Raw genomic sequence first — 10889 nt, 5'->3', positions numbered from 1 at the left:
GACCCAGACACCGTGGCCTTGCGCGGCCACCAGTGCGAAGTCCGTCGCTCCCGGCGACAGCGGCGCGGGAAGAAGACGGCTGACGCGAAAACGGTCGAGCCCTCGACTGCCGCCGACCCAGATGTTGCCCTCACGATCCTGGATGACCGCCGTGAGGTAGTCGGAGCTGAGCCCGTCGCGCTCGACGAACCGCTGTGCCGCCGTGCCGCTTGCCTCGATCTGTTCGCGCGGCAGGTCGACCACACGCGGCACGCGACGAATGCCGTCGCCGAGCGTGGGCATCCACAGGGCGCCATCGCGATCGAACAACAGGCCCGCCGATGAGAGATTAAGGCTCGGGCCATGGTCTTCCGGCAAGGACGCGCTGACCCAGGCCGGTCGCACGCCGCCATCGGCCTCCGCGACCCAGATCGAGCCGTCCGGCGCTTCAGCGATGCGATTGATCCGACCGACCGAACGCGTCGCCAGCTCGAAACGCGTGCCGCCCCGGGGCAGCCAGGCGAGCGCCTGGTCGGTGGCGACCCAGAGGCGTCCTTCGCGGTCGACCGACAGGTTGCGCGCACGATTACCGGGTAAACCCATCGACGCGCCGACGAGGGACCAGTGTTGCCCGTCGAGACGCGCAAGGCCATTGAATGTCGCTGCCCAGATGCGCCCGTCCGGCGTGCCGCCGATAGCGTAGATGGTGGCCGTGGGCAATCCTGAGGACGCGGCGTAGTGGGTCGCGCGGTCGCCTTCGATGWAACTGGCCACGCCATAGCGAAACCCGACCCACAGCCCACCGGAGGGTGGCGCGTAAAGGGACGCGACGGTGGAGGCAAGGAAGTCGCCGCCTTCGCGCGGCCGGTAACGCTCGAAGGTCACACCGTCGAAGCGGTAGAGACCCGTCTGGGTGCCCAGCCAGAGATAGCCATCGCTGGTCTGCGCCAGCGCCGTGACCTGGCCAGGCGCGCCTTCGCGGACGGTCCAGGCCGTGTGATAGAACTGGTCGATCGCGCGATCGCGACTGTCGGCTGCGCGAACACCGGGCACGGCGAGGCTCCAGCCGACGACCAGCCATAACCACACAGCCACCCCGCGAGCCAAGCGCACCCGTTCACCCCCACGCCCTTCAAGGGCCAACGATAACGCGTGGCAGCTTCACTGCGTTAGACCGACGTCGCGCAGGAAGGCCAGCGAATCGGCGAGGACACGCGCCGCCGCCGGCGAGCGTTCGGGTGACGCAAGCACATGCGCTGCATGATCGTAAGCCACCGTCCGACGTTGTGACGCCGGCGTACCCAGCCAGCCAAACGCAAGCCGCATGGCGCTCACCGAGTTAAGCGTGTCGCGATCCCCCTCGCCGCCATCCCACATGCCGAAGAAGACGGGGCAGACGACGTCCTGCAGGACTTCCGGTCGCATGCGCTCGATAAACAGACGGGCGATGGCCCGGTAGCCGTCGGTATGCACCATCGACGACCAGTAGCGCCGCTGAAAAGGGGTGCGCTCCCCGGGGGGTGCCACGGATCCCTGAAGCGTCACTGCGGCACGCAGTTGCGCGGGATCGTGGACACGAATGCCGGGCGACCAGGCAACAACACCCGCCACGACATCTGGCCGGCTCGCTGCCAGGTCTAGTGCCAGCGAGCCGCCCATGGACGTACCGACGAGAAGTACGCGCTCGCCCAGCTGGAGACCGATGTCCAGCGCATGCCGGACGTCGGCACGCCAGCGCTCCGGCGACGCACCGGCCATGGCGTCCGGCGCATCGCTGCCGTGATCGCGCAGGCGGGCGAGGTAGAGGTGAGCGCCCACGGCTTGGGCGATCTCACGGTGGGCCGGCGCCCCTTCGCCCTGGCTCGCCGTGAATCCGTGTAGGTAGACGACGGCGAGTGGACGCCGACCATGCGGCGCTTCGCCATGAAAAACGATGCGTGCCTCGTTATCGGGTTTGATCGCCATCGCCGCCAACTCGCCCTGCCCGACCTCGCGAGCCAGGCCGTCGAGTTCGGTCACGCGCCGGCGTCCGCGGCGGTGCGTGCACCCTGGCGTTGGGCATCGATAAAACGATGCACCGAACGACCGAGGGCATCCAGCTCGACCACGGCGGCGCGCATGTCGCCACCGGCATCGATCAGCACGGAGAGATCGTCGCAGACCCTCGATGCGCCGGGTACGCCGAGGTTGCCCAACACGTTGCGCAGGGCATGGATGCACTCCGCGGCCGTGGCGATATCACGCGAGAGCACCGCGTTGCGCAAGGTGTCGAGATGGGTCTCCGCCGCTTGCGAACACAGGTCGATGAAGCCGATGTATTCCTCGACGCTGGTAAGCGCGCGCATCTCATTCAGCGGCGTAGCCACCGCACCACGCTCCGTCGGCTCGTCCAGCAGCGGCTGTTGCCAACCGCGCGCGGTTTCTTCCATGCGCCGCTCGGCCGCGATGGACTCGATCACGTCGAGGAGGCGCTGCGCGGCAATCGGCTTGGTCAAGTAAGCCCGTGCGCCAGCCTTGAAGGCGATGCGCACCGCGTCGTGGCTGGAATCGGCGCTGAGCATGACGATGGGCGGCACGCTTGCGGTGCGCCGGATCACGTCGATGCGGCCGAGCACGTCCCAGCCGGAACTCCCGGGCATGTGCAGGTCCATGAAGATCAGGTCGAAACCGTCAGCACGCAGGCACGCCAACGCCTCGTCGCCGTTCGCACTGAAGACCGCCCGGTGCCCCGCGCGCTCGAGGATGCGCCCGACGATCTCACGATTGGCCGCGTTGTCATCCACCACCAGGCAGCGTTGCGATTCCACGCGCGCACGGTGCTCGTCGAGCAGCTCGACCAGCGGGGTGTCCGCCACGCTGCGCGCGCCCGCGGCGGCACGCGGCAGCGGGAAGCGCCAGGTAAAGACTGCCCCTCCCATCGGGTTGTCGGTGACGTCGAGGCCACCCTGCATCTGCTCGGAGACATTGCGCACGATATACAGCCCCAGGCCAACGCCCTCCTGCCGCCTGCTCTCGCCGGCGCTGAGCTGATGAAACGGGTCGAAGATGCGTTGCTTGTCGGCATCGGCGATGCCGATGCCCGTGTCCGAAACACTGCAGGTGATCGTAGGGTCGCGGCCACCGACGCCCTCATGGAGATCCACGTGCACGTTCACCGAACCACCCGGCGGCGTGAACTTCAGGGCGTTGGACGCCAGGTTGGAGAGCACCTGCTCGATGCGCCCCGGATCGCCATTGAAGACACCCTCCACCGACGCGTCGCGGGCGAGGCTGAAAGCAATGCGCTTCTCCGCGGCAAGGGGGCGGCAAACCGCGCCCACCGTCGCCAGTACTTCGTCGAAGGCGAACGCCTGGTGGCGTAGCGTGAAACTGCCACCGGCGAACGAGGCCACGTCGAGCACCGCATTGACGCGATGCAAGAGGGCATTGGCGTTGGTCGACAACAAGGCGACAAGGCGGCGCTGGTCGTCGCTCATCACCGCGGTGTCGATCAGGGAGGCCGAGTGGATCACCGTGCTCAAGGGCGTCCGCATCTCATGACTCATCATGGAGATGAAGCGATGCTGGGCCTCCCGTGACGCAATGGCCTCGGCCGATACCTCGCGCAGCGCGTCCATCATCCGGTAGAGCGTCATGGGCAGGACGATGACCAGGGCCAACGCGTAGAGCGCATAGGCGGGCCGGCCGAACCAGTACCCGTCCGGCGCGCTGACAAGAAGAATCGCTACCGAGGCGACGACGCCGCTGGCGAAAGCCCGTCGGCTATACCGCACGCCGACCGCGACCGAGAGGAACGGCAGGACGGCGGTCACCGTGATCACCAGCATGAAGGCCGCCTTGAGCAACAACGCGACCATGGCGAAGTTGGCCACACTGCCTATCACGTCGACGGTGCCGCTCTGCCCTTCCTGACGCGCACGGATGAAAAGCATCCACAGCGCGCTCACCGCGAACAGGGCAAGCGCGACGGGGAAGGCACGATGGGCTTCGAGCGCCATCGTCGTGGGGCCGTGCAGCCAAGCGGCGGTCCAGATGACCACGAAGCCGAGGATGACCGTGCGCATGAGCGATACGCGGTACTCGCGGAAGCTCGCCACGATCCGGTCGATGCGGGGATTACGCAGCCGTTCGGCAACCTCGCTCAGCATTACCGGCTCGGGGCGATTCACGCTGCCGCCATCGATCTTCATTACCGCCCGGTCCGCCCCCTCCCCTGATAGCTGCCTAGTCTAGGACTTGGGCGGGTGGTGGCAAGTGCGGGTTGCAGGGTGCGGGCATGCGTAAACGCTTACATTGGCGTTTGGACGCGAATTAACCGATTTCAGCCAGCGCGGGGGCCGGGTTTCGCCCGTTTCGTTGCCGCCAACTCGACCCACGTAGGGGCATGGTCGCTGGCCTTGGGCAGGTCACGCACCCAGCGGTCCACATTGGCATCCTTCAACCGGGCGGCTAGATCCTTCGACAGGAGCAGGTGGTCGATGCGCAGGCCCCGGTCACGGGGCCAGTGCTGGCGAAAATAGTCCCAGAAGGTGTAGATGCGCTCGTCGGGGTGCCTCTGGCGCAGGGCGTCGGTCCAGCCCTGGGCCAGGAGGCGGGCATAGGCCTCCCTGCTCTCCGGCTGGAGCAGGGCATCGCGGCGCCAGCCCTTGGGGTCGTAGATATCCTCGTCCGTGGGCACGACGTTGTAGTCACCCGCCAATACCACGGGGTGACCGCTTTTCATCAAGGCCGAAGCGTGGCGCAGGAAGCGTTCGAACCACGCCAGCTTGTAATCGAACTTCGGGCCTGGCTGCGGGTTTCCGTTGGGCAGATAGAGGCAGCCCACCAGCACCCCATGCGCCGCCGCCTCGAGGTATCGGCTCTGCGTGTCCTTCGGGTCGCCGGGCAAGCCGCGCCGGCTCTCGACCGGGTCCACCCCCTTCGCCAGGATAGCCACCCCGTTCCAGGAGGTCTGGCCCGCCCAGAGGGCGCCGTAGCCGGCGTTGTTGATCGCGTCGACCGGAAAGGCCGCGTCCGTCGACTTCAGCTCCTGCAGGCAGGCAATGTCCGGCGCCTCCCGCTCCAGCCAGGCAAGCAGATGGTCGAGGCGCGAGCGGATCCCGTTGACGTTGAAGGTGGCGATCTTCATGGGGCGCAATGTCGGGCACCCCCGGTCGACGCCCGGTGATGGCGGCGCTCGACTTTTCTGGCACGGGATTTGCCACGATCCAAGACCGAGGACATTTTGTAAAGGTGAATTACCAAACCACCCGTTTTTTTCGGTTTTCTTTACGGGCCTCGAAGAGCCGCCCCGCCTTGGTTCCATGCCATGTCCTATAAGTACAAAAAACCACCCAAATACCCATAGTTACACCGTTTTCTGCTGCGCCGCGCCATTCCGTTTAGACGGCTGGACGGCCATCCAAACGCCCGTTCGAAGCTCTGGACATCTCGAGGCGCCTGCTGTAAACCGTCAGACCAGTTCATTTGGATCGAGACAAATGAACGTTTCAGCGATGGAGTGCGGGGAGGGGTCTTCGGGGCTCCGTTCACGGCGATAGGCGGGGGCCCGTCGCCGCAGTCCCGTGCTGCCGTCATTTCGGGGCATACATTTCGGGGAAGGCATGAAAAACCAGTTTCTTTTTCGCAGGAGCGCACTCGCACTGGCGGTATGTACGTGCCTGGGCGGCGTTTCGAGCGTCTATGCGCAGTCCACTACCGGCAGCCTCAACGGCAGCGTTCCGACCGGCGGCAATGAGACCGTCGTGGTCGAAAGCGGGACAGGCTTCCGCCGCGAGTTCGCGGTGGACGCACGCGGCCGCTACGCCGCCAACCAGCTCCCGCTGGGCACCTATACGGTGACCCTCATGCGCGACGGTGCCGTTGCCGATTCACGCAAGGACGTCACGCTTCGCGTCGGCGCCAGCACTGATGTCTCCTTCAACGCGCCGGCGGCACAAGGTTCCGCGACGCAAACCGACGCGACCAGCCTCGCTGGCGTGACCGTAAGCGGTACCGTCCTGCCGAGCATCGACGTCACCTCGGTCGACTCGCGCACCGTCATCACCTCCGAGCAGCTCGCCAAGCTGCCCTTGGGTCGCAGCGCGGAAGCCATCGCGCAGCTCGCTCCCGGCGTCGTCAACAACGGCGGCGGCTTCAAGAGCGACAACGGTAATTCGGTCGTCAGCTTCGGCGGTGCCGCCGCCAACGAGAACGCGTATTACATCAACGGTTTCAACACCACCGATCCGCTCAATGCTATGGGTGGCCTGCAGCTGCCCTATGGCGCGATCGACCAGCAGGAGGCTTACACGGGTGGCTACAGCGCCCAGTACGGCCGTTCCGACGGTGGCGTGATCAGCCAGGTCGGCAAGCGCGGTACGAACGAATGGCACTTCGGCGCTCAGGTGCTCTGGGAGCCGGAGTGGGCGCGCGCCTCGGGCCCGAACCTGCATTACAGCAACACGCCGGCCTCGGCCCCGGCAGGTGACCTGTACCAGCCGAAGAGCCAGGACACACAGTGGACCACGACCACCAGCATTTACGCCGGTGGCCCGCTGATCAAGGACAAGCTGTTCTTCTTCGTCGCCGGCGAATTCGAGAAGGAGAGCCAGCGCAACGTCAACGAAGTCGGCAACACCACGCCCGCATCTGACAACACTTACAAGAACCCGCGCTGGTACAGCAAGCTCGACTGGAACATCACCGACAGCAACATCCTCGAACTCACCAGCGTGGGCGACAAGCACGAGGGCTCGGGTACGCGTTACAAATACGATTACGCGAACCTTGCGCGCACCACGACCATCGGTCCGGTAGACGACACGAAGACCGGCGGCGACCTGTGGGTGGCCAAGTACACCGGCTACATCACCGACAATCTCACCGTGAGCGCCACCTACGGCAAGATGTCCAGCAAGAACTACGACCAGGCCGGCGATTACGACCCGACCCTCGCACGCGTGGATAGCTCGACCCAGCAGAATCCCGCGCTGAACGGTGGCAAGCCTATCCAGAACAGCCAGGTCGCTGACATCAGCTTGCCGGGCCGTGGCAACAAGACCAACAACCTGCGCTTCGATGTCGCCTACACGGCCGGCGATCACACGATCTCCGTCGGTATCGACAACGTGAAGTCGCAGATCCTGGACTTCGGCACCAACAGCCCCGGTCCGGGCTATACCTGGACGTATGGCGTGCAGAAGGACCCGACCGTCGCCATCGACAACACACCGGGCCAGAACTTCGTGCCGGCGCCGGCCCTGTTCCCGAATGGCCAGAGCGGTTACTGGGTCAACAAGGCCGTCGTCGCGAACGCGGTGAACGTGCGCTCCGACCAGAAGGCGCAGTACATCGAAGACAAATGGCAGGTCAGCGATCGCTGGCTGGTCTCCATTGGCCTGCGCAACGACCAGTTCACCGACTACAACCAGAATGGCGAGGCCTTCATCAAGCAGACCTCACCACAGTGGGCTCCGCGCCTGGGTGCCGCGTGGGACGTCAACGGTGACGGCAGCTTCAAGGTCTACGCCAACGCGGGCCGCTATTACCTCGGCCTGCCCCTCAACCCCGCTACCGGCGCTGCCGCTGGCTACACGGCAACCCAGCAGTACTTCACGTACTCCGGCATCGACCCGGTGACCGGTGCGCCGACGGGTCTCACGCAGTTCAGCAATGTCGTATCGGGCAACAACTCGTACGGTATTGCTCCTGACCCGCGCACGGTTGCCGGCAAGGGCCTGAAGGCCGAGAACCAGGACGAGTACATCGTAGGCTTCGACAAGACGCTCACCGAGAACTGGACGTACGGCGCCAAGCTGACGGTCCGCAAGCTGAACTCGGTCATCGATGACTTCTGCGATATTGGCCTGGTAACCGACAAGGCTGCCGCGCTCGGCTATACCGTGGGTTCGACCAACAGCTGCTACCTGGTGAACGGTGGTCAGGCCAACACCTTTACCGTTCTCGATACGAGCGGGAATGCGCAGGAAGTGCCGCTCAGCCGCGAAGAGATGGGCATGCCGAAGCCGAAGCGTCGCTACTACGCCGCGGAGCTTTACATGACGCATGAGTTCGACGGCGTCTGGTACGGCAAGTTCGACTATGTGTTCTCGCGCTCGTACGGCGATACCGAGGGCCAGTCCCGCACCGATACGCGTCAGAACGGTGCCGCCGGCAGCGTCGACTGGGACAACCAGTACGTCATGGCCAATTCCAATGGCGAGCTCGGCAACGACCATCCCCATGTGTTCAAGGCCTACGGCTACTGGCAGATCGCTCCTGAGTGGCAGGCGTCAGGCAACTTCACGGCCGCCAGCGGCGGCCCGCAGAATTGCCTCGGCTACTACGGCGACGGCGTCACCAACCCGGATCCGGCGCACTACGGCAGCTCGTACCACTCGTGCGATGGCAAGCCGTCGCCTCCGGGTTCCGCGGGTCGTCTGCCCTGGACCTTCCAGCTGGATCTCGGCGTCACGTACCGTCCGGAGTGGGCGGCGTCGAAGCTGGCGTTCTCTGCGAATGTGTTCAACGTGCTGAACGAGCAGCGTGCGACGTTCCGTTACCCGACCGAGTACAGCTCGCCTGGTACGCCGCATCCGTACTACGGCGTTGCACTGATCACCCAGGACCCGCGTTACGCGCGCCTGGCTGTGTCGTACGACTTCTAAGAACGCTGAAACCCTTTTACATCCCTGTGTAACTCTTGCGCCCCCTTCGGACTCCGGCTCCTCCCCAGCCGGTTTCCGAAGCCGGGCGCTCTTTTTTTAGAAGGAGCAGCTAGCGAACCTCACCCGAAGCAGCCACCACCATTTCGATGTAACCAAGGATCTCCGCCACGCTGAGCTCGAAGACCCCCGCATCGCCATTGTCATAGGCCTGGCGCCAGACGGCGTAGCCGCTCTCCCAGGCCGTGTCCTCGTCGGATGCCGTGGTCAGCTCGCGCAGGCTCTTGTCCAGCGTGGTGCGCAGCACCGCAGCATGGTGCATCGCAGGCTGGGCGCCCCCCGGCACCCGGTGGTTGCGCAGCTTCACGCCAAGGATGGAGATGTGGAACACCTCCCCGTCGTCCGGCTCGATGCCCACCTTTCGGATGACAACGCGCGAGCCTTCCTCACCGGGGCGGTGGTCGTAGGTCCAGACCTGGCCCTCAGCGTAGTCGGGCTTCGTCATCGGTAGCACCTTGTTCCAGCGGGGATTTGCATCTTAAAGGTTGGGTCCCCCCGAGGATATGGATTATCCTTGACAGAACGACGCGCGAGGCAGCGCGGCCTCGAGGGCCGCTTCCCCAGCTGATCCCCGGCTTCCGCGCCTGTGCGGCGGTTCCGTCACTACGACTTCGAGGTTCGAACAGACCATGGTGGCATTGGCGACCGAGCACGTGATCGACGTGCACCACTGGAACGACACGCTTTTCAGCTTCCGCACCACGCGCGATCCCGGTTTTCGCTTCGAAAGCGGGCATTTCGTGATGATCGGCCTGGAAGTGGAAGGCCGCCCGCTGATGCGGGCGTACTCGATCGCCAGTGCGCATTACGAAGAGCACCTGGAGTTTTTCAGCATCAAGGTGCAGGACGGCCCGTTGACCTCCCGGCTGCAGCACCTGAAGCCCGGCGACCCGATCATCGTCAGCCGCAAGCCCACCGGCACGCTGGTCCTTAACGACCTCAAGCCGGGCAAGCGGCTGTACCTGTTGGGCACGGGCACGGGCCTGGCGCCCTTCCTCTCGATCATCCGCGACCCGGAAACCTACGAACGCTTCGACACCATCGTGCTCGCGCACGGCGTTCGCCACGTGAACGACCTGGCTTACTCGGAATACATCGAGAAGGTGCTGCCCGAGCACGAGTATCTGGGCCCACTGGTGCGCGAGAAGCTCCTCTACTACCCCACGGTCACGCGTGAAGAGTTCCGCAACCGTGGTCGCATCACGGATGCGATTGCCGATGGCGAGATGGCACGGAGCCTTGGCCTGCCGCAGATCAATCCTGCCGAAGACCGCGTGATGCTCTGCGGCAGTCCTTCGATGCTGGACGATATCTGCGTGCTGCTGGACGGCGAGGGTTTTCAGGCGTCGCCGCGTACGCGGGAGCCGGGGGACTATGTGATCGAGCGGGCGTTTGTGGAGAAGTAAGCTGGCCCGCTGCCGCGGGATCGCCGCTGAAGCGGCTCCCACATGGCCTGATCTACATGACCTGATCTACATGGCCTGATCTGCATGGCCCGATCTACATGGCCCGATCTACATGGCCCGATCAGCGGCGGATGCGGCCCTGGCCCTCGTTGTCCCAGTAGCCGAAGATGCGCCGTGCGATGAGCTTGTAGAGGCGTTTCCCGGTGGCGCGCCAGAGCCGTGAGTGGGGCGCTGGCGCCGAGAGGATCGCCCGCTGCCGGGCGGAAAGACGGTCTGGCGCATAGGTTCGTTTGTGCTTGAGCAGGTGGCGCAGGTCTTCTCGCGCCAGCAGGCGGAACAGGCGGCCACGGCGGCCGCGGGTCCACGCTATCTGGAAGTCCACCAGGCCAGGCGAGCCGTCTTCGCGAACCAGCCAGTTCGGTTCCTTGGCCAGGTCGTTATGAACGATGCCGCGCCGGTGCAGCCTCGCGAGCAGGCGCAGGGCGTCACGGTAATACGCCGGATCCAGCGGTTTTCCCACCTGCATCGGTTCGCCAGCCATGTAGCTGCGCTCGAGCACGCGCCCGTTCCACGCCAGCAGTCGCGGAACACCATCCATGCCGTCGAGACGGCCCAGAGCGCGCGCTTCACGCGCAGCGGCCCGGCGGGCAAACCCGCGCGYCCACCAGCGCGCCGCGGCAATGTCGCGACGAATCAACAGCACGCCATGGCGCTCGACACGCTCGATGCGGCCGAGCTCGTCGGCTTTGAGGAGGGTGACGGTTTCTGTCGTCGCGTCGTGCACGCTTTTCCTTCGGTT

Annotated in this window: 7 protein-coding genes and 1 pseudogene; 2 read left to right on the top strand and 6 right to left on the bottom strand. The window is 65.2% G+C overall.

Annotated features, from left to right (window positions below; all coding sequences use genetic code 11):
* The 4 genes and pseudogenes from AC1DSN_RS01205 to xth form a co-directional block, all read right to left on the bottom strand.
* A partial coding sequence (locus AC1DSN_RS01205) for a ligand-binding sensor domain-containing protein (protein WP_477329296.1) occupies positions 1-1074 on the bottom strand: 1074 nt, incomplete at its 3' end.
* A gap of 66 nt (positions 1075-1140) precedes the next feature.
* Positions 1141-1998 carry an alpha/beta hydrolase gene (locus tag AC1DSN_RS01200; RefSeq protein ID WP_213949570.1) on the bottom strand — a complete coding sequence of 286 codons (858 nt, stop codon included), beginning with the start codon at positions 1996-1998 and terminating at the stop codon, positions 1141-1143.
* Positions 1995-4169, bottom strand: coding sequence for an ATP-binding protein (locus AC1DSN_RS01195; RefSeq protein ID WP_477329294.1), 2175 nt, complete (start codon positions 4167-4169; stop codon positions 1995-1997). Before AC1DSN_RS01195 ends, AC1DSN_RS01200 begins: the two co-directional genes overlap by 4 nt.
* 173 nt (positions 4170-4342) lie before the next feature.
* Positions 4343-5107, bottom strand: a pseudogene (gene xth / locus AC1DSN_RS01190) (exodeoxyribonuclease III); the annotation flags it as partial.
* A 475-nt stretch (positions 5108-5582) separates the two neighbouring features.
* On the opposite strand from xth, the gene AC1DSN_RS01185 reads away from it, so the two are divergent.
* Positions 5583-8627 carry a TonB-dependent receptor gene (locus AC1DSN_RS01185; RefSeq protein ID WP_477297489.1) on the top strand — a complete coding sequence of 1015 codons (3045 nt, stop codon included), beginning with the start codon at positions 5583-5585 and terminating at the stop codon, positions 8625-8627.
* A gap of 109 nt (positions 8628-8736) precedes the next feature.
* On the opposite strand, the gene AC1DSN_RS01180 is transcribed toward AC1DSN_RS01185, so the two are convergent.
* Positions 8737-9129, bottom strand: a complete 393-nt coding sequence (locus tag AC1DSN_RS01180; RefSeq protein ID WP_477329292.1) for a hypothetical protein — start codon at positions 9127-9129, stop codon at positions 8737-8739.
* Positions 9130-9313: 184 nt separating this feature from the next.
* Between AC1DSN_RS01180 and AC1DSN_RS01175 the strand changes: the two genes are divergently transcribed.
* Complete coding sequence (locus AC1DSN_RS01175) at positions 9314-10090, top strand: ferredoxin--NADP reductase (RefSeq protein WP_213949566.1); 777 nt, start codon at positions 9314-9316, stop codon at positions 10088-10090.
* 121 nt (positions 10091-10211) lie between these two features.
* On the opposite strand, the gene AC1DSN_RS01170 is transcribed toward AC1DSN_RS01175, so the two are convergent.
* On the bottom strand, positions 10212-10874 hold the full coding sequence (locus AC1DSN_RS01170) for a protein kinase family protein (RefSeq protein ID WP_477329290.1): 663 nt from the start codon (positions 10872-10874) through the stop codon (positions 10212-10214).
* Between the last annotated feature and the right edge of the window lie 15 nt (positions 10875-10889).

The sequence above is a fragment of the Luteibacter sp. P4_D7_3 genome (assembly GCF_056401735.1).
The sequence above is the reverse complement of the archived record's forward strand: the minus strand, read 5'-3'. Positions and strand labels throughout refer to the sequence as shown.